The organism is Kitasatospora sp. NPDC059722 (assembly GCF_042733235.1).
Taxonomy (GTDB): domain Bacteria; phylum Actinomycetota; class Actinomycetes; order Streptomycetales; family Streptomycetaceae; genus Kitasatospora.
In genome coordinates, this window is record NZ_JBHWGD010000096.1 from 1 (window position 1) to 25,138 (window position 25,138).

Annotated in this window: 20 protein-coding genes and 1 pseudogene; 17 read left to right on the forward strand and 4 right to left on the reverse strand. The window is 74.9% G+C overall.

The genetic code is table 11. The features are described from left to right. The first annotated feature begins 411 nt into the window (after positions 1–411). Positions 412–1,086, forward strand: a complete 675-nt coding sequence (locus ACFV4F_RS36155) for a hypothetical protein (protein WP_380509163.1) — start codon at positions 412–414, stop codon at positions 1,084–1,086. Continuing rightward, the gene (locus tag ACFV4F_RS36160; RefSeq protein ID WP_380509160.1) at positions 978–1,889 is read left to right on the forward strand and encodes a tetratricopeptide repeat protein; all 912 of its coding nucleotides are present in this window, start codon (positions 978–980) and stop codon (positions 1,887–1,889) included. Before ACFV4F_RS36155 ends, ACFV4F_RS36160 begins: the two co-directional genes overlap by 109 nt. A 166-nt stretch (positions 1,890–2,055) precedes the next feature. On the opposite strand, the gene ACFV4F_RS36165 is transcribed toward ACFV4F_RS36160, so the two are convergent. Further along, positions 2,056–3,426, reverse strand: coding sequence for a DUF1015 family protein (locus ACFV4F_RS36165; protein WP_380499196.1), 1,371 nt, complete (start codon positions 3,424–3,426; stop codon positions 2,056–2,058). A gap of 103 nt (positions 3,427–3,529) precedes the next feature. Here ACFV4F_RS36165 and ACFV4F_RS36170 point away from each other — a divergent pair, with 103 nt between their 5' ends. Both ACFV4F_RS36170 and ACFV4F_RS36175 read left to right on the forward strand, forming a co-directional pair. After that, entirely contained in the window at positions 3,530–4,132 is a 603-nt protein-coding gene (locus ACFV4F_RS36170) for a tetratricopeptide repeat protein (protein ID WP_380446346.1), read from the forward strand. Positions 4,133–4,236: 104 nt separating this feature from the next. Next, entirely contained in the window at positions 4,237–5,277 is a 1,041-nt protein-coding gene (locus ACFV4F_RS36175; RefSeq protein ID WP_380446347.1) for an HAD-IIA family hydrolase, read from the forward strand. 52 nt (positions 5,278–5,329) lie between these two features. Here the strand turns inward: ACFV4F_RS36175 and ACFV4F_RS36180 are convergent, their stop codons facing one another. Next, complete coding sequence (locus ACFV4F_RS36180) at positions 5,330–5,677, reverse strand: SCP2 sterol-binding domain-containing protein (protein WP_380509143.1); 348 nt, start codon at positions 5,675–5,677, stop codon at positions 5,330–5,332. Between the two features lie 174 nt (positions 5,678–5,851). Here ACFV4F_RS36180 and ACFV4F_RS36185 point away from each other — a divergent pair, with 174 nt between their 5' ends. From ACFV4F_RS36185 to ACFV4F_RS36200, 4 genes are all read left to right on the forward strand, one after another. After that, on the forward strand, positions 5,852–6,715 hold the full coding sequence (locus ACFV4F_RS36185) for a hypothetical protein (protein ID WP_380509146.1): 864 nt from the start codon (positions 5,852–5,854) through the stop codon (positions 6,713–6,715). Continuing rightward, positions 6,708–6,917, forward strand: a complete 210-nt coding sequence (locus ACFV4F_RS36190; protein ID WP_380509149.1) for a hypothetical protein — start codon at positions 6,708–6,710, stop codon at positions 6,915–6,917. Before ACFV4F_RS36185 ends, ACFV4F_RS36190 begins: the two co-directional genes overlap by 8 nt. 67 nt (positions 6,918–6,984) lie before the next feature. After that, complete coding sequence (locus ACFV4F_RS36195) at positions 6,985–7,791, forward strand: TlyA family RNA methyltransferase (RefSeq protein WP_380446362.1); 807 nt, start codon at positions 6,985–6,987, stop codon at positions 7,789–7,791. 103 nt (positions 7,792–7,894) lie between these two features. Beyond that, positions 7,895–8,803 (forward strand): NAD kinase, encoded by a 909-nt coding sequence (locus ACFV4F_RS36200; protein ID WP_359965441.1) that lies wholly within the window; start codon positions 7,895–7,897, stop codon positions 8,801–8,803. Between the two features lie 28 nt (positions 8,804–8,831). Here the strand turns inward: ACFV4F_RS36200 and ACFV4F_RS36205 are convergent, their stop codons facing one another. Beyond that, positions 8,832–10,343, reverse strand: a complete 1,512-nt coding sequence (locus tag ACFV4F_RS36205) for a PLP-dependent aminotransferase family protein (protein ID WP_380509152.1) — start codon at positions 10,341–10,343, stop codon at positions 8,832–8,834. Between the two features lie 134 nt (positions 10,344–10,477). Between ACFV4F_RS36205 and ACFV4F_RS36210 the strand changes: the two genes are divergently transcribed. The 3 genes from ACFV4F_RS36210 (at position 10,478) to ACFV4F_RS36220 (ending at position 14,335) form a co-directional block, all read left to right on the forward strand. Beyond that, positions 10,478–11,158: a YitT family protein gene (locus ACFV4F_RS36210; RefSeq protein ID WP_380509154.1), complete on the forward strand. Its 681-nt coding sequence runs from the start codon at positions 10,478–10,480 to the stop codon at positions 11,156–11,158. A gap of 88 nt (positions 11,159–11,246) precedes the next feature. After that, positions 11,247–12,980, forward strand: coding sequence for a DNA repair protein RecN (gene recN, locus ACFV4F_RS36215; protein ID WP_380446364.1), 1,734 nt, complete (start codon positions 11,247–11,249; stop codon positions 12,978–12,980). Between the two features lie 176 nt (positions 12,981–13,156). Then, the gene (locus ACFV4F_RS36220) at positions 13,157–14,335 is read left to right on the forward strand and encodes a glycosyltransferase family 4 protein (protein ID WP_380446352.1); all 1,179 of its coding nucleotides are present in this window, start codon (positions 13,157–13,159) and stop codon (positions 14,333–14,335) included. A gap of 4 nt (positions 14,336–14,339) precedes the next feature. On the opposite strand, the gene ACFV4F_RS36225 is transcribed toward ACFV4F_RS36220, so the two are convergent. Further along, positions 14,340–16,337, reverse strand: coding sequence for a glycoside hydrolase family 15 protein (locus tag ACFV4F_RS36225; protein ID WP_380446353.1), 1,998 nt, complete (start codon positions 16,335–16,337; stop codon positions 14,340–14,342). A gap of 727 nt (positions 16,338–17,064) precedes the next feature. Here ACFV4F_RS36225 and ACFV4F_RS36230 point away from each other — a divergent pair. The 6 genes and pseudogenes from ACFV4F_RS36230 to ACFV4F_RS36255 form a co-directional block, all read left to right on the forward strand. After that, positions 17,065–18,744, forward strand: coding sequence for a CTP synthase (locus ACFV4F_RS36230; protein WP_380446354.1), 1,680 nt, complete (start codon positions 17,065–17,067; stop codon positions 18,742–18,744). Positions 18,745–18,850: 106 nt separating this feature from the next. Continuing rightward, on the forward strand, positions 18,851–19,498 hold the full coding sequence (locus ACFV4F_RS36235) for an NUDIX domain-containing protein (RefSeq protein WP_380446355.1): 648 nt from the start codon (positions 18,851–18,853) through the stop codon (positions 19,496–19,498). A 197-nt stretch (positions 19,499–19,695) separates the two neighbouring features. Continuing rightward, a complete protein-coding gene (locus tag ACFV4F_RS36240) occupies positions 19,696–21,906 on the forward strand; it encodes a tetratricopeptide repeat protein (RefSeq protein WP_380509157.1) in 2,211 nt (736 codons plus the stop codon). Between the two features lie 262 nt (positions 21,907–22,168). Next, a complete protein-coding gene (gene ald, locus ACFV4F_RS36245; RefSeq protein WP_380446357.1) occupies positions 22,169–23,284 on the forward strand; it encodes an alanine dehydrogenase in 1,116 nt (371 codons plus the stop codon). A 434-nt stretch (positions 23,285–23,718) separates the two neighbouring features. Beyond that, entirely contained in the window at positions 23,719–24,786 is a 1,068-nt protein-coding gene (locus ACFV4F_RS36250; protein ID WP_030245868.1) for a ParA family protein, read from the forward strand. Next, positions 24,783–25,138, forward strand: a pseudogene (locus tag ACFV4F_RS36255) (hypothetical protein); the annotation flags it as partial. The gene ACFV4F_RS36250 and the pseudogene ACFV4F_RS36255, both read left to right, overlap by 4 nt.

A 25,138-nucleotide genomic window follows, 5' to 3' on the forward strand; every position in this document is an offset into this window, starting at 1 on the left:
CCCGTGGGTTCGGCGGGGGGGACCGGGGGGGTGTGTTGGTCGCGGCGGACCATTTATTCATGGCGGGGGCCCCCGGCATTTCGCTGGGGCCGCGGCCTTTTTGTGTTTTGCGAACGTGCACGGCCGGCAAGGCCGGGGCTTCCGCCCGGACGCGGAGTGTTCCCGGATGCCGGACAATGGAGAAGGCGTGCGGCCAGCAGGCCGGCACGCAGCCGCGTGAGGGCGAGATGTACGGCCCGGTCCGCGGCAGAGCTGAAGCAGGAGAAGGAGTCACCACGATGTCGAACCAGCCCCAGGACCGTCCCGAGCGTCGATCGGACGACGGCCGAGGCTACGAGCCCCGGTCCCGCGGGAGCTGGTCCAACGACCGTGGCGGCTCTCGCCGCGACGAGCGCCCGGGTGGCTACCGCCGTGACGACCGTGACGAGCGTCCGCGCCGTGACGACCGTCCCGCCGGTGGCGGCTACGGCCGCGACCGCGACGACCGCCAGGGCGGCGGTTACCGCCGTGACGACCGTCCCTCCGGTGGCGGCTACCGTCGTGACGACCGCCCTTCGGGCGGTGGTTTCAACCGTGACCGTGACGACCGTCAGGGCGGCGGTTTCCGTCGCGATGACCGTCCGGCTGGCGGTGGTTTCCGTCGTGACGACCGCGGCGACCGTCCCTCCGGTGGTGGTTTCAACCGTGACCGTGACGACCGTCAGGGCGGCGGTTTCCGTCGCGATGACCGTCCGGCCGGTGGTGGTTTCCGTCGTGACGACCGCGGCGACCGTCCCTCCGGTGGCGGCTTCAACCGTGACCGCGATGACCGCGGTGGCTTCCGTCGCGATGACCGTCAGGGTGGCGGCGGTGACCGCGGCGGCTTCCGCCGCGACGACCGTGGCGGCCGTTTCGAGGGCCGTCGTGACGACCGCCGCGACGACCGTGGCGGCCGCGACTACGACGACCGCCGTGGCAACTACGAGCCCGTCAAGCGTCTGCCGATCCCGGAGGACGTCACCGGTTTCGAGATCGACGCGGACGTGCGCCAGGAGCTCAAGAGCCTGCCCAAGACGCTCGCCGACGACGTCGCCCGCAACCTGGTGATGGTCGCCCGCCTGCTCGACAGCGAGCCGGAGGAGGCGTACCAGTACTCGCGCGTCGCGCTCCGGCTGGCCTCGCGCGTCGCGGCCGTCCGTGAGGCGGCCGGCTTCGCCTCGTACATGACCCAGCGTTACTCCGAGGCGCTGACCGAGTTCCGCGCCGCCCGCCGGATGACCGGTCGCGTGGACCTGTGGCCGGTCATGGCCGACTGCGAGCGCGGTCTGGGCCGTCCGGAGCGGGCGCTGGCGATGGCCGGCGAGCCCGAGGTGAAGCAGCTGGACAAGGCCGGCCAGGTCGAGATGCGCCTGGTCGCGGCCGGTGCGCGCTCCGACATGGAGCAGTTCGACGCCGCCGTGGTGACGCTGCAGAGCCCGGAGCTGGCCTCCAGCGCCGTGCACCCGTGGACCGCGCGCCTGCGGTACGCCTACGCCGAGGCCCTGATCGCGGCCGGTCGGGCGGACGAGGCCCGTGAGTGGTTCGTGAAGGCCGTCGAGGCCGACACCGACGGTTCGACCAACGCCGCCGAGCGGCTGGCCGAGATCGACGGCGTCGAGTTCGTGGACGCGCTCGACCCCGAGCTGGAGGACGAGGCCGAGGAGGCCGAGGCCCCGGCGAAGAAGCGCGGCGGCGACGTGTCCGACGACCGCGTGATCTACGAGGACGAGGAGGACGTCGAGGAGTACTACGACGAGGACGACCTCGAGATCGACGAGGAGTTCGACGGCGTGGTGCCCGAGCGTTCTAAGGACGCCGAGGCCGAGGAGAAGACCGCGGCCGACGCGGCCGAGGCCGACGCCAAGAGCTGACGCGCGACCGACGAGTGAGGCCCTGCCGCACCCCGGGAGGGTGCGGGGGGCGGCGGGGCCGGCCGCCCCCCCCCGCCCCCCCCCCCCCCCGCCGGCGGCGCCCCCCCCCCCCCCCGGGGTCCGGGGGGGGCGCGGCAGGGCCTCACTGCGTCAGGGCCCGGGCGCGTCAGCCCAGTTCGAGGTTGCGCAGCACCAGTCCGGTGGCCGGCTTCGGCCCGAAGGACGTGGACTTGCGCGGCATCGTGACGCCCTGTTCGGCGAGCCGCCGCACGACGCTCTCGCGCACCGGGTGCAGCAGGACGGCGGTGCCGCCGGTGCGGGCCGCCTCCCGTTCGGCGGCGACGGCGGTGTGCAGGTAGCCGATGTCGTCGGGGCCGTCGGGGACGTGCCAGGTGTGGTCGAGCAGGGTGGCGTGCAGGACGGTCGCGTCGAGGTGGCGCCACTCCTCGGGGCGGTCGCGCGGCACGGTCGCGTCGAGGAGGGCCTCCTCGGGCTCGCCGACGAGCCAGAAGACGCCGTCGCCGCCGGTCAGGACGAAGCCGTTGCCGCCGTGTCGTTTCTGCTCGGCGAGCGCTTGGAGGGCGGAGGCGAGCGGGCCCGGGATCTCCTTGACCTGCCACCGGTCGCCCAGCCGCTCCAGGGCCTCGGCGACCGGCAGCCGGTAGAGCACCCGGTGGATGGCCCGGACGCGCAGCGGGTAGCGGGCGGTGTCCACGAGGAGCACCATGCCGCGGTCCCACGGGCTGCGGGGCAGGTGGCGGTGCTCGCGCTGGAGGCGCAGGTACATCTCCCAGCGGTGGTGGCCGTCGGCGATCAGGGCCCGGCAGCGGGCGAGGTCGCGGCCGATCTCGGCGATGTCGTCGGGTGCGGTGACGGCCCAGAGGCGGTGGTGGGTGCCGTCGCTGGTGGCGGTGGTGAGCAGCGGTTCGTCGCGGACGGTGCGCTCGATGACGTCGGCCGCGCCGCCCTTGCCCCGGTAGGTGAGCAGGAGCGGTTCGAGGTTGGCGCGGGTGGTGCGCATGAGGCCGACCCGGTCGGCGACGGGCCGCGGCATCACGTCCTCGTGCGGGAGGACCACGCCGCCCTCGCGGCCGCTGACCGCGAGGGCGCCGATCAGGCCGCGCTGCAGCAGCTCGGGGGAGTCGGCGGTGGCGGGCACGCGCTGCTCGTAGACGTAGAGCGCGGGCTCGGGGTCGGCGGCGAGGACGCCCTCGCGCTGCCAGTCGCTCAGCAGCCGGGCGGCGTGCCGGTAGCGGGTGTCGCGGTCGGGGCGGTCGCCGCTGTCCTCGGGCTCGGGGCGCGGCAGGATCAGCCGGACCACGTTGTGCGGGTCGGCGGTCTCCAGGTCGAGCCGGCGGCCGGGGTCGACGACGTCGTACGGGGGTGAGGTGACCGCGGCCAGCGTGCCGACCCGGTCGGGGACGTAGCGCAGGCCCCGGAACGGGGACAGGGACAGACCTGCGGTGGCGACGTGCCCGGGATCGCCGGGGCCGCCCTGCGGAGTCTCGGCTCCGTCTTCTGCACTGGAGGTGCTCATTCTGGGCATCGTAACCGGGTACGCGTTGTTGAGAGATCGGAACACCTGTGCCGGTCAGTGGGACGGGTGGGCGACCGAGGGGCGAACGAGGGCGAGGTACGGCATGAACGACGGGTGGAACCAGGTGGACGACGGCGCTCCGGTCCAGCCTGGTGGTGGGGACGGCGCCACCGGTGGCGGCGCCGCCGGGGCGGGCGGCGTTCCGGCGCAGCGGCCGGGCGAGCCCGCCGGGGACGTGTACGAGTGGTTCCGCCGGGGCGGGAAGCTGCTGGCCCAGGGGCACCCGGCGGCGGCCGAGCAGCTGCTGGCCCGGGCGGCGGCGGCCGAGCCGCACTCGCGGAGCATCCGGGAGTCGCTGGCGCGGGCGCAGTTCGACGCGGGTTCGTACGCGGCGGCGCTGGAGAACTTCCAGGCCGTTGCGCTGGCGGATCCCTCCGACGACTACGCTCAGTTCGGGTGGGGCGTCGCGGCGGCCCGGCTGGGCGACTTCGAGACGTCCGCCGAGCACCTGGCGCTGGCCGTGGCGATGCGGCCGGAGGCCGAGCACTACCGGGCGGCGCTGCGGCAGACCCGGGCCACCCTGGCGGCCCGCGCCGGGGCGTTCGGCCCGCTGCTGCCCGGGGCGCCCGGGTACCTGGAGCCCCCGGCGGGCGGGTCCGGCGGCGCCGCCGACGGGAGCGCGGCCGGCGTCGACGACGACGCGTGACCGGCGGGCCCGTCACCGCGGTGAACGACGCACCGGACGCAGTGAACGACGACGCAGTGAACGACGACGCAGAACGACGACGCAGTGAATGAGGTAAAGCAGGCATGACCGAGACGGCCACCCCCGTGCGACGGACCGCCCCCGGGAGCAGCGAGCGCCCGCTCACCGAGGCGTACGACACGGCCCTGCTGGACCTCGACGGCGTGGTGTACGCCGGACCGCACGCGATCGAGCACGCCGTGGACGCGCTGGACGCCGCGCGCGCGGCCGGGATGCGCCTCGCGTACGTGACGAACAACGCCTCCCGGCCGCCCCGGGTGGTGGCCGGGCACCTGACCGAGCTGGGCGTGCCGGCCGAGCCCGCCGACGTGATCAACTCGGCGCAGGCCGCCGCCCGACTGGTCGCCGAGAAGGTGCCGGCCGGGTCGAAGGTGCTGGTCGTGGGCGGTCTCGGGCTGGAGGAGGCGCTGGCCGAGCGCGGTCTGGTGGCGGTCCGGACGCTCGACGAGGAGCCGCTCGCGGTGGTCCAGGGCTACGACCCGTCGGTCGGCTGGGCGCAGCTGGCGGAGGCCTCGTACGCGGTGCAGCGCGGGCTGCCGTGGGTGGCGTCCAACACCGACCTGACGGTGCCGACGGCCCGGGGGATCGCGCCCGGCAACGGGACGCTGGTGGCGGCGGTGCGCGCGGCGACCGGGGTGGAGCCCGAGGTCGCGGGCAAGCCGCTGCCGCCGATGCACCGCGAGACGGTGCTGCGGACGGGGGCCGAGCGGCCGCTGGTCGTGGGCGACCGGCTGGACACCGACATCGAGGGCGCGTTCAACGGCGGGGTGGACAGCCTGCTGGTCTTCACCGGGGTGACGACGGCGGCACAGCTGCTCACGGCCCCGGTCGAGCACCGTCCGACGTACCTCGCGGCGGACCTGCGCGGCCTGCTGGAGCCGCACCCGGCGGTGGAGGCGGCCGAGGGCGGCTTCGCCTGCCGGGGCTGGATCGCGCGCGCCGAGGAGGGCGTGCTGCGGCTGGACGGCGCCGGGGCGGACCGCTGGGACGGCCTGCGGGCGCTGTGCGCGGCCTCGTGGGCGGCGCTGGACGCGGACGGCGAGCCGGCCGACGGGCGGAAGGCGCTCGCCGAGCTGGGCTTCTGACCTTCCAGGCGTCTTCGAGGTCTTCGGGCGGGGTCTTCGGGCGGCGGCCCGGTCAGAGCAGGGTGCGCAGCCGCAGGAGGTCGCGGAAGCCCGCCTCCAGCCTGATCCGGCCGCTCGCCCACGCGGAGGCGAAGTTGAGCCCGCCGCCGACGAGGGCGACCAGGTCGTCGCTGGCCATGGTGAGCCGGATCTCCGCCTTCTCGGCGGGGATGCCGGGCACCGGGACGACGTCCTGGATCCGGCCGTCGCGCAGGCGGCCGGTGAAGGTCAGGTCGAGGTCGGTGATCCGGCAGGAGAGGGAGCGGTCGAGGGCGGCGGCCTTGCGGACGTCGCCGGTGGACTTCGCCATGTTCCGGCTGAGCTGTTCCAGTGCCGCGCGGCACTCCTCGGCGTTGGCCATGGCGGTGGGTCCCTCCCTGGGCGTCCCGGGTTCCGGTGGCCGACGGCGGCGGCCGGCGCGGGGCCACGGTACCGCAGGCGGGTTTTGGCGGTAGCGTCGTCAGTGGGGCGCCCGGTACCGGCCGGGGGCCGACGGCGACGGAGCGATGCGCGCAGGCGCTAAGGAGGCACCCGGATGCTGCCGAGGACGGTGCGGGGAGTGGTGGAGGCCGCGGCCGTGGTGGTGGAGGAGGTCGGCAAGCGGGTCGTCGGGACGGCGGCCACGATCCTGGAACGGACCGGGGTCGACGTCGCCGAGGTCGAGCGCCGGCTGGGCGGGCAGTTCCCGCCGTCGGCCAAGCAGTTGCAGACCCTCGCGGAGGAGGCGGTCACCGCCGGGCGGGCCGGGGTGGACCTGGCCGTCGGGGTGGCGCGCGGCGAGGTGGAGAAGGCCTTCGAGAGGGTCGGCGACCAGGTGACGAAGGTCGGCGTGGTGCTGGCGTACCTGGAGAGCAAGCTGCGCGAGGTCGAGGAGGACGCCGTCCCGGCGGCGCGGCCCGCGGCGGAGGCGCAGGACGAGGAGCCCGTGCCGGCGCCGCGTGCGGACGGCCTGTTCGGCCGCGGCTGGGAGCAGCGGCACGAGCCGCCGGCCCGTGCGGTGGGCGAGCCGATAGCGGCGGAGCGGGTGGAGGTGGACGAGCCGGTGGAGGTCGATCCGCCGGTGGCGCCGGCGCATTCGGCGGCCAGGAAGCCGCCGGTACGGAAGGCTCCCGCCGAGGAGTCCGCGTCCGAGTCCGCCACGAAGGCGGCCGCCAAGCCCGCCGGGAAGAAGACGGCCGCGAAGAAGACGGCCGCGCAGGCCTCGGCGGCCAAGACCACGATGGCCAAGACCACGGCGGTGAAGAAGACGGCCGTGAAGAAGACCGCCACCGCGAAGAACACCGCTGCCAAGAACACCGCCGCCAAGAAGACGGCCGCCGCCGACGCGCCCGCCAAGCGCACCGCGACGAAGAAGACCACCGTCCGCAAGGCCACCAGCACGAAGAAGCCCGATGCCTGACGCCCCCGCCCCGGCCCCCGTCCCCGGCGCCGCCCCCGAGCCGCTCGGCGTCGACCTGGCCCCGACCGGCCACCCCGCCGTGGACGCCGGGCTGGCCCGGCTGGAGGCATTGGACGGGGTGCCCGCCGAGGCGCACGTCGCGGTGTACGAAGATGTTCACCGGCGCTTCGCCGACGCGCTGGCCGCGCTCGACGGGGACTGACCGGCACCACCCGTACGACCCGCACCACCGACCCGCACGACCCGTAGGAGCTGAAACACCAGTGGCAGTGGCACGACGCCGTCTCGACGCGGAGCTGGTCCGCCGCAAGCTGGCCCGGTCGCGCGAGCACGCGTCCGAGCTGATCGCGGCGGGCCGGGTGACCGTCGGCGGTACCACCGCGACCAAGCCGGCCACCCAGGTGGAGACCTCGGCGGCGGTCGTCGTGGCCAAGGACGACAACGACCCCGACTACGTGTCGCGCGGCGGCCACAAGCTGGCCGGGGCGTTCGCGGCGTTCGTGCCGCAGGGCCTGGTGGTCGAGGGCCGCCGGGCGCTGGACGCGGGCGCGTCCACCGGCGGGTTCACCGACGTGCTCCTGCGGGCCGGCGCGGCCGGCGTGCTGGCGGTGGACGTCGGCTACGGGCAGCTCGCGTGGTCGCTGCAGAGCGACGAGCGGGTGACGGTGATGGACCGCACCAACGTCCGCGAGCTGACCCTGGAGATGATCGGCGGCACCCCGGTCGACCTGGTGGTCGGCGACCTGTCGTTCATCTCGCTGGGCCTGGTGCTGCCGGCCCTGGCCGGGTGCGCGGCCGCGGACGCGGACCTCGTGCTGATGGTCAAGCCGCAGTTCGAGATCGGCAAGGAACGCCTGGGCAGCGGCGGCGTGGTGCGCAGCCCGCAGCTGCGCGCCGAGATGGTGCGCCAGGTCGCGGCGCAGGCGTGGGAGCTGGGGCTGGGCGTGCGGGCGGTCACCGCGAGCCCGCTGCCGGGGCCGTCCGGGAACGTCGAGTACTTCCTGTGGATGCGCCGGGACGCCCCGCGACTGGACCCGGCGGAGGCGGACCGGGCCGTCGCGGAGGGCCCCCGATAGGGTGCTCGGGGGACGTCGGGTCCGTCATGCTGTGTGATTGCTGGGTGACGCGACCGCACCGGGCCGAGGGCGACCCGGCAGGCGTGAGGGAGAGGGCAGCGGCATGAGCGATGAAGAACGTACGGTCTTCCTGATCGCGCACACCGGCCGGGAGGCGGCGCTGCGCAGCGTCGAGGGCCTGGTGCACGGGCTGCTGAAGGCGGGCGTCCGGATCAGGCTGCTGGCGGCCGAGGCGGTGGGCCTGGACCTGCCGGACGGGGTCGAGAAGGTCGCCGGCGGGCCGGGTGCGGCGGACGGCTGCGAGCTGATCCTGGTCGCGGGCGGCGACGGCACGCTGCTGCGCGGGGCGGAGCTGGCGCGCGAGCACGGGCTGCCGATGCTCGGGATCAACCTGGGCCGGGTCGGCTTCCTCGCGGAGGCCGAGCGGGACGACCTCGCGGTCGTGGTCGAGCGCGTGGTGAAGGCCGACTACGAGGTCGAGGAGCGGATGACGATCGACGTCATCGTCCGCACCAACGGCGACGTGGTGCACCAGGACTGGGCGTTGAACGAGGCCTCGATCGAGAAGGCGTCCCGGGAGCGGATGCTGGAGGTGGTGACCGAGGTGGACGGCCGTCCGGTCTCCAACTTCGGCTGCGACGGGGTGGTCTGCGCGACGCCGACGGGTTCGACGGCGTACGCCTTCTCGGGCGGCGGGCCGGTGGTGTGGCCGGAGGTGGAGGCGCTGCTGATGGTGCCGATCTCGGCGCACGCGCTGTTCGCGCGCCCGCTGGTGACCTCGCCGGACTCGGTGCTGGCGGTCGAGGTGCAGCCGAAGACCCCGCACGGCGTGCTGTGGTGCGACGGGCGGCGCTCGGTCGAACTGCCCGCCGGCGCGCGGGTGGAGGTGCGCCGGGGGCAGACGCCGGTGCGGCTGGCACGGCTGCACCGGGCGCCGTTCACCGACCGGCTGGTGGCCAAGTTCGCGCTGCCGGTGACGGGTTGGCGCGGGCGCTCGAACACGCCCTGCTGATCCGGGGATCCGGAGAACCGGGGCGGCGTCACACGGCCAGCGGCTGGCTGTCGTCCGCCGTGCCGAACCGGCCGCCGCTGCCCGCCTGCGCGGCGACGGCGGCGAGCCGTTCGACGGCGGCGGGCACGGCGGGCGCCGGCACGGTGAGCGGGATCCGGACGTGGTGCTCGAACGCGCCGTCCGCACCGAACCGGTTGCCGGAGGCGATCCGCACCCCGCCGCGCTCCCCGGCGAGCGCGAGCGCGGCGCCGGACAGGCCGTCGGTGGAGACCCAGAGCGAGAGGCCGCCGGGCGGCGGCGCGTAGCTCCAGCCGGGCAGGTGGCGCGGCAGCGCGGCGCCGAACGCGTCGGCGGTGGCCCGCAGCCGGTCGAGCTGGTGGGCGCGGACGGCGGGGAGGGTCTCGCCCATCAGGTCGGCGGCGATCAGCTGGTCCAGCACCGGGGTGCCGACGTCGCTGTAGACCCGCTCGGAGGCCAGCCGGCGCACCAGCGCGGGCGCGGCCCGCACCCAGCCGATCCGCAGGCCGCCCCAGAGCAGTTTGCCCGCCGACCCGACGGTGACCACCTGGGCGGTGCGGTCCAGCGCGGCCATCGGGCGCGGCACCGGCGCGTCGGGCGGCACGCCCCAGCCGAGTTCGGCGGTGGTCTCGTCGACCAGGACGACCGTGCCGGCCGTGCGGGCGGCGGCGAGCAGCTCGCGGCGCTGGTCCTCGGGGATCAGGGCGCCGGTCGGGTTGTGGAAGTCCGGCAGGACGTAGGCGAGCCGGGGCGCGGCGCCGTGCAGCACCCGGCGCCACTCGGCGAGGTCCCAGCGCGGCCCGCGCAGCGGCCCGTCCGGCCACGCGTACGGGACGGGCACCAGCCGCGCCTCGGCGAGCCGCAGGGCCTGGAGGGTGTGGGCGTAGGTGGGTGCCTCGACGGCGACGCGGTCGCCGCGGCCGATCAGCACCCGCTGGAGCAGGTGGAGGCCGCCCATCGCGCCGGTGGTGATCAGGATCTGGTCGGGGGTGGTCGGCAGGCCGCGCTCGGTGAAGCGGCGGGCGACGGCCTCGCGGAGCACCGGGACGCCGGTGGGGTAGTGGCCGTGCCCGGCGGCGTAGCGGGGCAGCTGCTCGACGGCGCGGGCGGCGGCCTCGCCGAGGAAGGGCTGCGGGGCGGGCAGGGCGGCGACGCCGAGGTCCAGGGTGCGGTTCTGCTCGTCCGGCGGGACGGGGTGCAGGGCGTCGCTGGGCGGCGGGGCGCCCTCGGGCAGGGTGGTCCAGCTGCCGGAACCGCGGCGGCTGCGCAGGTAGCCGTCGGTGCGCAGCGCCTCGTAGGCGGTGGCGACGGTGGTGCGGCTGAGCTCCAGGGCGGTGGCGAGTTCGCGTTCGGCGGGCAGGCGGGCGCCGACCGGCAGGCGGCCCTCGGTGACCAGCAGCCGGATCTGGCCGGCCAGGGTGCGGTAGGCGGGCCGGCGGGCGGTCGCCGGGGCGGGCAGCCGCGCGGTGGAGAGGAGCCGGGCGAGCGCCGGGGGAGTGACGGTGGTGTGCCAGTCGGCCATGGGTGATCAGTCCACTTGCTCGTGATTGGCCCTGGAGTGGGCCCGTTTGGCCCGCTCATCATGACAGGGCGGCCGTCGAGGCCGCCACCATCGGGGCCGTCCCCCCGAGGTGCGGCACCACCGCAGGAGCAGCATTGGCCACCACCGTGACCCCGACCGCCGTCCCGTCCGGGCGGGCCCCGCTCGCCGTCCGCGTGCTCGGCGACACCCACGCGCTCGGCCGGCGCCTCCCGCAGCTCTTCGGCGGCCTCGCGCTGTACGGCGCGAGCATGGCGCTGATGCTCCGCTCCGGCCTCGGCCTCGACCCCTGGGACGTCCTGCACCAGGGCCTCCAGCGCGCCCTCGGCCTGACCGTCGGCGCCTGGGTGACGATCTGCGGCGCCCTCGTCCTCCTGCTGTGGATCCCGCTGCGCCAGCGGCCGGGCCTCGGCACCGTCGCCAACGTGCTGGTGATCGGCGCCGCCATGGACCTCACCCTCACCGTCGTCGGCGGGGTCGGCGCGCTGCCCGCCCGGATCGCCCTGATGACCGCCGCGGTCCTGCTCAACGGCCTGGCCAGCGGCCTCTACATCGGCGCCCGCCTCGGCCCGGGCCCGCGCGACGGCCTGATGACCGGCCTGCACCGGCGCACCGGCCGCTCGCTGCGGCTCATCCGCACCGGCATCGAACTGACCGTGCTCGCCGCCGGGATCCTCCTCGGCGGCACCGCCGGGGTCGGCACCGTCGTGTACGCGCTGGCCATCGGCCCGCTGGTGCAGTTCTTCCTGCCCTGGTGCACCGCGCCCGGCCCGGGGCAAACCTCCCGGAAGGGATGAACTTCCGGGCACGGAGTTGCCGCGCGCCGTTGCCGCTCGTCGCGCGCCGGGGGTGGAACCTCGTAAGGTCGTCTCCGTGTTGGACGAGATGCGGATACGGGATCTTGGCGTCATCGACGACGCGGTGGTCGAACTGGCGCCCGGCTTCACCGCCGTGACCGGTGAGACCGGCGCGGGCAAGACCATGGTGGTGACCAGCCTCGGCCTGCTGCTGGGCGGCCGGGCCGACCCGGGGCTGGTGCGCAACGGCACCGGACGCGCCGTCGTCGAGGGCCGGCTCGAACTGCCCGCCGGCTCCCCGGCGGCGGCCCGCGCGATCGAGGCCGGGGCCGAACTGGACGACGGCGCCCTGCTGATCAGCCGCACCGTCTCCGCCGAGGGGCGCTCGCGGGCGCACGTCGGCGGCCGGTCCGTGCCGGTCGGGCTGCTCGCCGAACTCGGCGAGGACCTGATCGCGGTGCACGGCCAGACCGACCAGCAGCGGCTGCTGCGCCCGGCCCGCCAGCGCGGCGCCCTCGACCGGTACGCGGGCGAGACGGTCGCCGAGCCGCTGGCGCGCTACCGGGAGACCTACCGGGCGCTGCGCGAGGTCTCGGCGACCCTGGAGGAGCTGACCACCCGGGCCCGCGAGCGCGCCCAGGAGGCCGACCTGCTGCGCTTCGGGCTGGACGAGATCGCCGCCGCCGAGCCGGTGGCCGGCGAGGACGTCGAGCTGTCCGCCGAGGCCGAGCGCCTCGGCCACGCCGACGCGCTGTCCTCCGCCGCGACCCTCGCCCACGCCGCCCTGGCCGGTGACCCGGCCGACCCGGAGGCGCTGGACGCCGGCACCCTGCTCGCGCAGTCCCGCCGCGCCCTGGACGCCGTCCGCCACCACGACGAGCGGCTGGCCGCCCTGGCCGACCGCCTCAACGAGGTCGGCTACCTGCTCGCCGACGTGGCCGGCGACCTGGCCGGCTACGCGGACGACCTGGACGCCGACCCGGTGCGCCTGGCCGCCGTCGAGGAGCGCCGGGCCGCGCTGGCCCAGCTGCTGCGCAAGTACGGCGGTGCGGAGAACACCCTCGCCGAGGTGCTCGCCTGGGCCGAGGCCGGGTCCGCCCGGCTCGCCGAACTCGACGGCGACGACGACCGGATCGACGAGCTCGGCGCCCGGGAGACCGAGCTGCGCGCCGAGCTGGCCGAACTCGCGGCCGAGGTGTCGGCCGCCCGGCACGCCGCCGCCGGGCGCTTCGCCGAGGCCGTCTCCGCCGAACTCGCCGAACTGGCCATGCCGCACGCCCGGGTGACCTTCGCGATCTCCCTGGTCGACGACCTCGCCGGGATCGAGGTCGACGGCCGCACCGTCGCCTACGGCCCGCACGGCGTGGACGAGGTCGAGGTGCTGCTCGCCCCGCACCCCGGCGCCCAGCCCCGCCCGATCGCCAAGGGCGCCTCCGGCGGTGAGCTGTCCCGGGTGATGCTCGCCGTCGAGGTGGTCTTCGCCGGCGCCGACCCCGTCCCCACCTACCTGTTCGACGAGGTGGACGCGGGCGTCGGCGGCAAGGCCGCGGTCGAGATCGGCCGCCGGCTCGCCAAGCTGGCCGAGTCCGCCCAGGTCGTGGTCGTCACCCACCTCCCGCAGGTCGCCGCGTTCGCGGACCGGCACCTCGTCGTGGAGAAGACCAACGACGGCACCGTGACGCGCAGCGGCGTCAAGGTGCTCAACGACGAGGAGCGGGTGCGGGAGCTCTCCCGGATGCTGGCCGGCCTGGAGGACTCCGAGCTGGGCCGCGCCCACGCCGAGGAGTTGCTGGCCGCCGCCCGGGCCCCGCGCCGGCGCTAGCCGGCCCCTTCGCCGGGTCCGGCGGCCCTCGCGGCACGACGACGCGCCCCCGGTGGCGCCGACTGTCCAAGAGGGCCGCCGACCTGGCATGGTGGCGGCTGGACACTGGCTTTCCAGTCCCGAGCGCCGCCGGCGGGCAACCCCCGCAGCGGGGCGCGCGAACCTGATCGAGTCGGATGCGAGACGACGTGGACCATTCCGCCGCCCGGGTCACCCCGGCCGCCCCCGAGCCGGGCCAGCTGCACGTGGTGCTCGTCCTGGCCGCCAGCACCGGCGGGATCGGTGCCCATGTCCGCTCCCTCGCCCAGGGCCTGGTCGCGCACGGGGTCGGCGTCACGGTCTGCGCCCCGGCCGGCACGGACGCGCTGTTCGGCTTCTCCCGCACCGGCGCCCGGTTCCACACCGTCGACATCACCCCCACCGCGGGCGCCCGCAGCGACGCCACCGCCATCGGCGAGCTGCGCCGCGCCTTCACCGGCGCCGACGTGGTGCACGCCCACGGCCTGCGCGCCGGGCTGCTCTCCGACCTCGCGCTGCGCACCGCCGGCCGCTTCCCGGGCCTGCGCCCGGAGACGCCGCTGGTGGTCACCTCGCACCACGCGCTGCTGGCCACCGGCATGGAGCGCCGCCTCCAGCGGCTCATGGAGCGCCGGGTGGCGCGCGCCGCCGACCTCGTCCTCGGGGCCTCCTCCGACCTCGTCGCCCGGGCCCGCGAGCTGGGCGCCACCGACGCCCGGCTCGGCCCGGTGGCCGCCCCGCCGATGCCCGAGGGACGGCTCGACCGGGCCTCGGCGCGGGCCGCGTTGCTCGGCGGGGGCCCGGACCGGCCGCTGGTGCTGGCGGTCGGCCGGCTCGTCCCGCAGAAGGCCTTCGGGCTCCTGCTGGACGCCACCCGCGAACTGTCCGCGCTGGACCCGCAGCCGCTGCTGCTGCTCGCCGGGGACGGCCCGGAGGCGGGCGCGCTGCGCGAGCGGGTCGCCGCGGAGAAGCTGCCGGTGCGGCTGCTCGGCTACCGCACCGACGTGCCCGACCTGCTGTCGGCCGCCGACGTCGTGGTCGTCTCCAGCCGCTGGGAGGCCCGCTCGCTGGTCGTCCAGGAGGCGATGCGGGCCGGCGTGCCGGTGGTCGCCACCGCCGTCGGCGGGATCCCCGAACTGGTCGGCGACGCGGCCGTGCTGGTGCCCGCAGGCGACCCGGCCGCGGTCGGCCGGGCCGTGCGCGAGCTGCTGGCCGACCCGCGGCGCCGGGAGCGGCTGGTGGCGGCCGGCCGCCAGCAGGCCGAGACCTGGCCGGACGAGGCCGCCACCGTCGCCCAGGTGCTGAGCACCTACGACGAGCTGGTCCAGCGCGCCTAGGGGGTCAGACGGTCGCCTGCTCCACCCGCTCGCCGGCGTGGCCGTCGGGCTGGGCCGACAGGTAGGCGCCGCCGCAGGCGGTCAGGCGCAGCGCGGTGTCGATCAGCGGGACGTGGCTGAAGGCCTGCGGGAAGTTGCCGACCTGGCGCTTCTCGCGCGGGTCCCACTCCTCGGCGAGCAGGCCGAGGTCGTTGCGCAGCCCGAGCAGCTTGTCGAACAGCTCGCGGGCCTCCTGGACCCGGCCGATCATGGCGAGGTCGTCGGCCAGCCAGAACGAGCAGGCGAGGAAGGCCCCCTCGTGGCCGGAGAGGCCGTCGACGTTGCTGCCGCTCTCGTCGTGGGTGGGGTAGCGGAGCACGAAGCCGTCCTCGGTGGACAGTTCGCGCTGGATGGCCTCGATGGTGCCGATGACGCGCTTGTCGTCCGGCGGGAGGAAGCCGACCTGGGGGATGAGCAGCAGCGAGGCGTCCAGTTCCCGGCCGCCGTAGTACTGGGTGAAGGTGTTGCGCTCGGGGTCGTAGCCCTTCTCGCAGACGTCCCGGTGGATGGTGTCGCGCAGCTCGCGCCAGCGCTCCAGCTGGTCGTCGCCGGGGGCGTCCTCGGGGGTCTGCTCCAGCAGCTTGATGGTGCGGTCGACGGCGACCCAGGCCATCACCTTGGAGTGGACGAAGTGCCGGCGCGGGCCGCGGACCTCCCAGATGCCCTCGTCCGGGTTCTGCCAGTGGTCCTCCAGGTACCCGATCAGGCGCAGCTGGAGGTGGTGGGCGTGGTCGTTGCGGACCAGGCCGGTCATGTGGGCCAGGTGCAGGGCCTCGACGACCTCGCCGTAGACGTCGAGCTGGAGCTGGCCGGCGGCGCCGTTGCCGATCCGCACGGGCTGGGAGTTCTCGTAGCCGGGCAGCCAGTCCAGCGAGGACTCGGTGAGCTCGCGCTCGCCCGCGATGCCGTACATGATCTGCAGGTTCTCCGGGTCGCCGGCGACCGCGCGCAGCAGCCACTCGCGCCAGGCGCGGGCCTCGTCGCGGTAGCCGGTGCGCAGAAGCGAGGAGAGGGTGATCGCGGCGTCGCGCAGCCAGGTGTAGCGGTAGTCCCAGTTGCGCTCGCCGCCGATGTCCTCGGGCAGGGAGGTGGTGGGGGCGGCGACGATGCCGCCGGTGGGGGCGTAGGTGAGGCCCTTGAGGGTGATCAGCGAGCGGATCACGGCCTCGCGGTAGGGGCCCTGGTAGGTGCACTGCTCGGCCCACTCGTGCCAGAAGTCGGCGGTGGCGTCGAGCATCGCCTCGGCGTCCGGGGCCTTCGGGGCGTCCAGGTGGGAGGCCTGCCAGGTGAGGGCGAAGGCGATCCGCTCGCCGGCGGTGACGGTGAAGTCGGCGTAGGTCGTGAGGTTGCGGCCGTAGGTGTCGGCCTCGCCGTCCAGCCAGACCGAGTCGGGCCCGGCGACGGCGACGGTGCGGTGGCCGCCGTCGGCCTGCTCGACCCGGTGCACCCAGGGCACGATGCGGCCGTAGGAGAAGCGCATCCGCACCGCCGAGCGCATCCGGACGGTGCCGGCCACGCCCTCGACGATCCGGATCACCTGGGGGACGGCGTCCTTGCCGGCCAGCGGGCGCGGCGGCATGAAGTCGATCACCCGGACGGTGCCGCCCTGGGAGTCCCACTCCTGCTCCAGGATCAGCGAGTCGCCCCGGTAGCGGCGGCGGTCGGCGGGCACGGCGGGAGCGGCGGCGGTCGGCGGGGGGACCCGCAGGTCGGCCGTGTCGGCGAAGCGGACCCGGCCGGTGACCGGGGCCGGGACGGCCGTGGGGGCGGGGACCTCGCTCGCGACGGCTTCGGCCGGGCCGATCCGCCAGAAGCCGTGTTCATCGGTGCCCAGCAGGCCGGCGAACACGGCCGGCGAGTCGAAGCGGGGCAGGCACAGCCAGTCGACCGCCCCGTCCCTGCTGACCAGGGCGGCGGTCTGCATGTCCCCGATGAGTGCGTAGTCCTCGATACGGCCGGCCACGTGGATCTCCAGTTCGCAATGTGGTCACGACGCATCGGCGATCCGAGGGGAGCGAGCGGTCTGCGGGGCCGGAGGCCCACCCCGGGACGTCCGGACCGCCGGTGGGTGGTGGCGGGCCTTGCCGGAGTGTCCGCGCGGGGCTCGGTGGAGCCCCCGGGGTGGGTGGGGGAGGAGCTGGATTACGGAGAGGTCCGGTCGCGCATCGGGGACCGGGAGCGTCCTGACCCTCCCACGCCCTCCGCGTGCTCGTGCTGTCGGCGATGCGTCCGTGCAGCTTACGACGGACGAAAGGGGCGAAGCACGCGGACGCAGCCCCGTGTGGCGCCACAATTCGGGGGAAATGCCGTGCATCGCGGAGGCGGCGTGAAGGATGGTCCGGACGGATCAGTTCCGCGTGGTCCGCCAGGAGGGGGTGGCATGGCCCGGTCGGGGAGTGCCGTCGTGGCCCGGTCCGGCGGTGGTGCGACCGGTGTGACGGATGCGCCGTACGGTGCGCCGGTGGTGCGCCCCGCGTGCGCCGTGTCGGCGGTGCGAGCGGCCGGGAAGGCGTCCGGGTCGGGTCACTGATACCCTGGTATCCCGTGGACCGGTGGGATCAAACGCCCCGGACCAGCCGAACCGACGACCCTTCGGGTGCCGTGCCTCACACCGCACCCCCTCGTCGCCCGGCGAGCCGGTGAGCCCCCACCCACGTCACTTTCGACACGCGACCCACGGGAGCCCCCTCTTGGCACAGCCCCATTCCGGCAAGGCAGCGAACGGCCGCGCCGTGACGACCAAGCACCTCTTCGTCACCGGGGGTGTCGCCTCTTCGCTCGGCAAGGGGCTCACCGCCTCCAGCCTCGGCGCCCTGCTCAAGGCCCGCGGACTGCGCGTCACGATGCAGAAGCTCGACCCGTACCTCAACGTGGACCCGGGCACCATGAACCCGTTCCAGCACGGTGAGGTCTTCGTCACCGACGACGGCGCCGAGACCGACCTGGACATCGGCCACTACGAGCGGTTCCTGGACACCAACCTGCACGGCTCGGCCAACGTGACCACCGGCCAGGTCTACTCCACCGTGATCGCCAAGGAGCGGCGCGGCGAGTACCTGGGCGACACGGTCCAGGTCATCCCGCACATCACCAACGAGATCAAGTCCCGGATCCGCCGCATGGCGACCGAGGACGTCGACGTCGTGATCACCGAGGTCGGCGGCACCGTCGGCGACATCGAGTCGCTGCCGTTCCTGGAGGCCGTCCGCCAGGTCCGCCACGAGGTCGGCCGGGACAACGTGTTCTTCGTGCACGTCTCCCTGCTGCCCTACATCGGCCCCTCGGGCGAGCTCAAGACCAAGCCCACCCAGCACTCCGTCGCCGCGCTGCGCAACATCGGCATCCAGCCCGACGCGATCGTGCTGCGCGCCGACCGCGAGGTCCCGCAGGCCATCAAGCGCAAGATCTCGCTGATGTGCGACGTGGACGAGGAGGCCGTGGTCGCGGCCATCGACGCCAAGTCGATCTACGACATCCCCAAGGTCCTGCACGGCGAGGGCCTGGACGCCTACGTGGTGCGCCGGCTCGACCTGCCGTTCCGCGACGTGGACTGGACCACCTGGGACGACCTGCTGCGCCGCGTCCACGAGCCGCAGCACATCGTCAAGGTCGCCCTGGTCGGCAAGTACATCGACCTGCCGGACGCCTACCTGTCGGTGACCGAGGCGCTGCGCGCCGGCGGCTTCGCCAACAACGCCCGGGTCGAGATCAAGTGGGTCACGTCCGACGACTGCGAGACGCCCGAGGGCGCCCGCGAGCAGCTCGGCGACGTGGACGCGATCTGCATCCCCGGCGGCTTCGGCGACCGCGGCGTCAACGGCAAGGTCGGCGCCATCACCTTCGCCCGCGAGAACAAGGTCCCGCTGCTGGGCCTGTGCCTGGGCCTGCAGTGCGTGGTCATCGAGGCGGCCCGCAACCTGGCCGGCCTGCCGGAGGCCAACTCCACCGAGTTCGACGCCGCCGCCAAGCACCCGGTGGTCTCCACCATGGCCGAGCAGCTGGCGATCGTCGACGGCAAGGGCGACCTGGGCGGCACCATGCGCCTCGGCCTCTACCCGGCCAAGCTCGCCGAGGGCTCGATCGTCCGTGAGGTCTACGGCGGCGAGCAGTACGTCGAGGAGCGCCACCGCCACCGCTACGAGGTCAACAACGCCTACCGCGCGGACCTGGAGAAGACCGGCCTGCAGTTCTCCGGCCTCTCGCCCAAGGGCGACCTGGTCGAGTACGTCGAGTACCCGCGCGAGGTGCACCCGTACCTGGTGGCCACCCAGGCCCACCCGGAGCTGAAGTCCCGTCCGACCCGCCCGCACCCGCTGTTCGCGGGCCTGGTCAAGGCGGCCATCGTGATCAAGACCGCGGCGTCCGAGTAGTCACACCCTCCTCGGCCCCGGTCGTTCACCCGACGGCGGTCCCGCGATTCCCGCGGGGCCGCCGTTCGGCGTTAGATTGTGTCGTACTGACGAAAAGGGGAGAGCGATGGACGACAGCAGCGACCGGGTGATCGCCGACGCGGCCGAGGAGTGGGAGGTCCGTGAGGGCCGTACGCCGTTCCAGGGCCGGGTCACCGGCGTGCGCAGCGAGGAGGTCCGGATGCCCGACGGCAGCTGGGCCCGCCGCGACTACCAGACTCACCCCGGCTCGGTGTCGGTGCTCGCCCTGGACGACAAGGAGCGGGTGCTCATCCTGCGCCAGTACCGCCACCCCGTCCGCCAGCGGCTCTGGGAGCTGCCGGCCGGCCTGCTCGACGTGCCCGGCGAGAACCCGTGGCACGCGGCCAAGCGGGAGCTGTACGAGGAGGCGCACGTCGAGGCCGGCACCTGGCGGGTGCTCGCCGACTACTACACCTCCCCGGGCGGCACCGACGAGGCGCTGCGGATGTTCCTCGCGACCGACCTGTCCGACGCCGAGGGCGAGCGCTACGCGGCCGAGGGCGAGGAGCAGGAGATCGAGACGGCCCGGGTGCCGGTGCCCGAGCTGATCCGGCTGATCCAGGCCGGGCGGCTGCACAACCCGACGCTGGTCACCGGCACGCTCGCGGTGCACGCCGCGCTGACGACTCCCGGCGGGCTGGACGCGCTGCGCCCGCCGGAGGCGCCCTGGCCGGCCCGGCCCTTCGAGGCCTGAGCCGGCCCTCCCGGGGCCCTCTCGGGGCCCGCTCGGGGCGCTCCCGGCGCTCCCGTTGATCCGGCGGGGTGATTTGCCGGTTGGTACGACCGGATGTCACCTCGGCCGGGCCGGACGGCGCAACTACGCTTCGCAGACAGGCGGTCCGTCCCGGGCCGCGCGCGCTGAGCACCGGACGACGTCGGGAGTGGGCACGGGTGGCGAGGAAGACGGTGACGATGGACGCCGGCCCCGGAGTGCCCGCCGGGTCCGTGCCCGGTGTGGAGCGGCTGCCGGCGGGCCCCACGGTGTTCGCCGGGCGGCGCGCCGAACTGGCCGCGCTGCGGGCCGCCGCGGCCCGCCCGGCCGCCGGCCGCAGCCCGGTGCTCGTGCTCGCCGGGCGCCCCGGCTCGGGCCGCACCGCGCTCGCCGTGCGCTTCGCCCGCACCGTCGCCGCGGACTACCCCGACGGCGTGCTCTTCACCCGCCTGTCCGCGCCCGACGGCGCCCGGGTGCCGCCCGCCCGCGCCGCCCGCCTGCTGCTGGAGCAGCTCGACCCGGCCGCGGACGTGCCGCTGCCCGGCGCGGCCGAGGACGGGCGCGACGAACCGGCCTGCGTCGCGCTGCGCGAGGCCCTGACCGGCCGCCGGGTCCTGCTGCTGCTCGACGACGTCCGGGACGCCGGGCAGCTGTGGCCGCTGCTCGCCGACGAGCCCGGTTGCCTGGTGCTCGCCACCACCGCCGGGCCGCTCACCGGCATCGAGGACATCGACCCCGTCATCCTCGGCGGGCTCGACCGGCAGGCCTCCGGCGAGCTGCTCGCCGACCTGGTCGGCGGCACCCGGCTCTCCTGCGACCCGGTCGGCGGCGCCGACCTCGCCGAGGCCTGCGCCGCCCGGCCGGCCGCGCTGCGGCTGATGGCCGGGTGGCTGCGCGGCAACCCGAAGACGGCCGTCACGGACGCGGCGCGCGAGCTCGCGAGCGTCCTGGGCGAGGAGGCGGCCCGGCCGGCGGCGGACCGGCACAAGACGGCGAGGGACGGCGCGAAGGACGCCGGGAAGGACGCTCCGAACGACGTGGCGAAGGGGGCCGCGCAGAGCGTCGTGAACGGCGCCGTGAAGAGCGCCGCGCAGAGCGCCGCGAAGAGTGTCGTGAACGAGGGGAAGAAGGAGGAGAAGGCGGCGGCCCCGAAGGGCGCGAAGACCGCCAAGGGAGCCAGGGCGGGCAAGGGGACCAACAGCCTCAAGGACGCCAAGGGGGCCGGGACCGGCGCCGCCGCGGCGCCGGAGCCGCCCGCCGAACCGGCCACGGACCCGGCGGCCTGGGTCAAGCCCGCCCCGGAGCCCGCCGAGCCGGTGCCCGTCCCCGACAACGACCCGCTGGTCGGCGCGTTCACCCTGGTGTACCGCACGCTGCCGGCCGCCCAGGCGCGGATGCTGCGCACCCTCACCCTGGCCCCCGCCCAGACGGCCGACCCCCGCACCGCCTCCGCCCTGGTCGGCTGCCCGGCACCGGACGCCGCCGCGACGCTGGCCGCGCTCGCCGGGCGGGAACTGCTCGCCGAGGAGCCGCCGGCCCCCGACGGCACGCCGCGCTACCGGGTGCCCGCGCGGCTCTACCCGCGGCTCGTCCGGCTGCGCGAGCACGAGGACCGGCCCGCCGAGACCGAGCTCGCCCGGGCCCGGCTGCTGGAGCGGATGGTCCGGCTCACCGAGTCGGCCCGGGCGCTGCTCGACCCGGCCGCCGGCCCCGCACCGGACCCGCTGCCCGCCGCGCTGCGGCTGCGCTCGGCCGCGCACGCCCGGGAGTGGCTGCTCGGCGAGCGGGACCTCCTGCTCACCGCCGTCGGCGACGCGATCGGCCAGGGCGACCTCGACGGCTCGGCCGGGCGGCTGGTCACCGCGCTGCTGCGGGCGCTGCCGCTCACCGGCGGCGCCGCGCCCGCCGACCTGCACCGGCTGCACGAGCTGGTGCTGACCGTCGCCGAGCGCAACGGCCGGCCCCGGCGCGCCTCGGCCGCGCTGCTCAACCTGGGCGACCTGCAGGCCGCCGCCGGGCGCTGGGAGCTCGCCGGGACGCACTACCGGGCCGCCCTGGAGCACGCCCGCAGCGTCGGCGACCAGCCGCTCTGCGCGCGGGCGCTGGAGGGCGCGGCCGGGTGCCACCGGGCGCTCGGGGACGCCGTCCGCGCCGCCGACTGGTACGGGCGGGCGCTCGGGCTGCGGCAGTCGATGGGGGAGCAGGCGGCGGAGGCCCGGCTGCTCGCCCGGGTGGCCGAGGCGCACACCGCCCAGCGCCGTTTCGAGGAGGCCGAGCGCGAGTACCGCGCCGCCCTGGCGGTGCTGCGCAGGCTCGGCGACGAACGGGGCCGGGAGGCCGTCGGGGCCAGCCTCGCGGACCTGCGCGAACGCCTCTACGCCGGGTGGTGAGGGGCGGTTCAGGGGTATTGTCTTAGATGTCCGGTTCGGGCATCTTTGATGGGAAGATCGCGGTGGAAGCCTACGAACCTGCCAATGTGTCCGGCAAAATTAGTCACTTTGGAAGGCTGACACGCCGACTGGGCTTCATTACACTCGAACTCAGTCGCGCAGCGATCCATGCCCCGGGCTGCCCCCGGAGGCTTCCCCCTGTGCGCGGCGCCCGCCGGTCTTCTCCGGTAGGGACCCCCATGGCAAGAGGACGTGTTTAGCCGTGAAGGTCGGCATCCCCCGCGAGGTCAAGAACCACGAGTACCGCGTGGCCATCACGCCCGCCGGCGTGCATGAGCTGGTCCGCAACGGACACGAGGTCTACATCGAGGACAACGCCGGTGTCGGCTCCTCGATCCCCAACGAGGAGTACGTGGCCGCCGGCGCCACCATCCTCCCCACCGCCGACGAGGTGTGGGCCACCGCCGACCTGCTGCTGAAGGTCAAGGAGCCCATCGCCTCGGAGTACCACCGCCTCCGCAAGGGCCAGACCCTCTTCACGTACCTGCACCTGGCGGCCGACCGCGCCGGCACCGACGCGCTCGTCGCGTCCGGCACCACCGCGATCGCGTACGAGACCGTGCAGCTCGGCAACGGCGCCCTGCCGCTGCTCGCCCCGATGTCCGAGGTCGCGGGCCGGCTGGCCCCGCAGGTCGGCTCCTACCACCTGATGCGCCCGGCCGGCGGCCGCGGCGTGCTGCCCGGTGGCGTGCCCGGCACCCACCCGGCCAAGGCCGTCGTCATCGGCGGTGGCGTCTCCGGCTGGCACGCGGCCACCATCGCCATCGGCATGGGCTACGAGGTGACCCTGCTCGACCGCGACATCAACAAGCTGCGCGAGGCCGACCGCATCTTCGGCACGAAGATCAAGGCCATCGTCTCCAACACCTTCGAGCTGGAGAAGGCCGTCATCGAGGCCGACCTGGTCATCGGCGCCGTGCTGATCCCGGGCGCCAAGGCCCCGAAGCTCGTCACCAACGAGCTGGTCTCCCGCATGAAGCCGGGCTCCGTGCTCGTCGACATCGCCATCGACCAGGGCGGCTGCTTCGAGGACTCGCGTCCCACCACGCACGCCGAGCCGACCTTCCAGGTCCACGACTCGGTCTTCTACTGCGTGGCCAACATGCCGGGCGCCGTTCCGAACACCTCGACCTACGCGCTGACCAACGCGACGCTTCCGTACGTCGTCGAGCTGGCCAACCGCGGGTGGAAGGAGGCGCTGCGCCGTGACCCGGCGCTCGCCAAGGGCCTGAACGTGCACGAGGGCCAGATCACCTTCCCGGCCGTCGCCGAGGCCTTCGGCCTGGAGTCGGTGTCCCTGGAGAGCGTGCTCGCCTGAACACCCTGACCGCACGGCGGTCGTTCGCCCCCGACCCTCTCCCCTCGGGTCGGGGGCTTCGCCGTGCGCGTGAACGGCCGGTGGCGCGGGCGGGTCGCTCTGTCGTCAATTTTCGTCGGTCGTGTCACCCCACCGCACCCCGGCGCAGAAACGTTAGGGTCAACAGGCCACTCATCCCTTGACAGCGGCCCGCCCGATAGTCGACACATGAGGCCCACTACCGTGGATTGTGTTGCTGCGAACGCCTTGAACGGCCTAGAGTCGCAAACCGTCGGCTGCTGCCACGCTGACGAATCGACATAGAGTCCTGGATGCCCAAGGAGGTAAGACGACTTGTGAATGAGTCGACATTTGCTCCCGGGGGTGGTCAGCCAGGACTGGCGGAACGCACCGCCGGCCAGCCGAGTGAGGAGCCCGGGGCCCGGCAGCCCTCCGTGGGCTCGGCCGAGGTCGGCTCGGTCGCACTCCGTACCTTCGAAGCACGCCAGAACACAGCGCAGGTGACCACGGTGACCGATCACGACGCCGACTTGGCGGCCTACGGCCTGGCCTACGGCGAGTTCGCCTACGGCGCCTACGACGACCCGGACGCCGAGTACGAGCCGGACCCGGAGTACGCCGCCACGCTGGCCCCCGACGCCGCGCGCCAGCGCCGCGAGCGGGTCGGCCCCACCGGCCGCCCGCTGCCCTACTTCCCGATCCCCGCGCCGGTGGCCGAGCACGGCCCCGCGCAGATCATCGCGATGTGCAACCAGAAGGGCGGCGTCGGCAAGACCACGTCGACCATCAACCTGGGCGCCGCGCTGGCCGAGTACGGCCGCCGGGTGCTGCTCGTCGACTTCGACCCGCAGGGCGCGCTCTCGGTCGGACTCGGCGTCAACCCGATGGAACTCGACGTCACGGTCTACAACCTCCTCATGGAGCGCGGCCTGACGGCCGATGAGGTCCTGCTCAAGACGGCCGTGCCGGGCATGGACCTGCTGCCGTCCAACATCGACCTCTCCGCCGCCGAGGTCCAGCTGGTCAGCGAGGTCGCCCGGGAGTCCGCGCTGGCGCGCGCCCTGAAGCCCCTGCTGCCGGACTACGACTACGTCATCATCGACTGCCAGCCCTCGCTGGGCCTGCTGACGGTCAATGCGCTGACAGCCGCTCACAGCGTCATCGTCCCGCTGGAGTGCGAGTTCTTCGCCCTGCGCGGCGTCGCGCTGCTCACCGAGACCATCGAGAAGGTCTGCGAGCGGCTCAACCCCGAGCTGCGCCTGGACGGCATCCTCGCCACCATGTACGACTCGCGCACCGTGCACAGCCGCGAGGTGCTCGCGCGCGTCGTCGAGGCGTTCGGCGAGCACGTCTTCCACACCGTCATCGGGCGGACCGTGCGCTTCCCGGAGACCACCGTCGCCGGCGAGCCGATCACCACGTACGCGACCAACTCGGTCGGTGCCGCCGCCTACCGCCAGCTCGCCAGGGAGGTGCTCGACCGGTGCCGCCCCGCCGAGTGAGTCTCCCGGGTGCCGACGAGCTGTTCCGGACCACCGGCGGGATGGCGCTGTCGCCGTCCCTCGCGCCGCGTCCGGCCGCCGAGGCATCCAGACCGGAGACCGCGCGGACCGGCAACGGCACGGACGGCGCCGAGGGCGCCGAGGGCACGCAGGACGCCCAGGACGCCCGGGGCACCGGCGAGACGGGACGCCGGCCGTCCCCGCAGGACCAGTCGGCCGCCACCGTCCCGGCGCCCGCGCAGCCGCCCGTGCAGCGCTCCGCCGGGGCCCCGGGCGGCAAGACCGTCCAGGGCGGCCGCGGCGCCGCCGCCACCCCGGCCGGCGCCCCGGCGGCCGCCCGGCACGCCGGCAC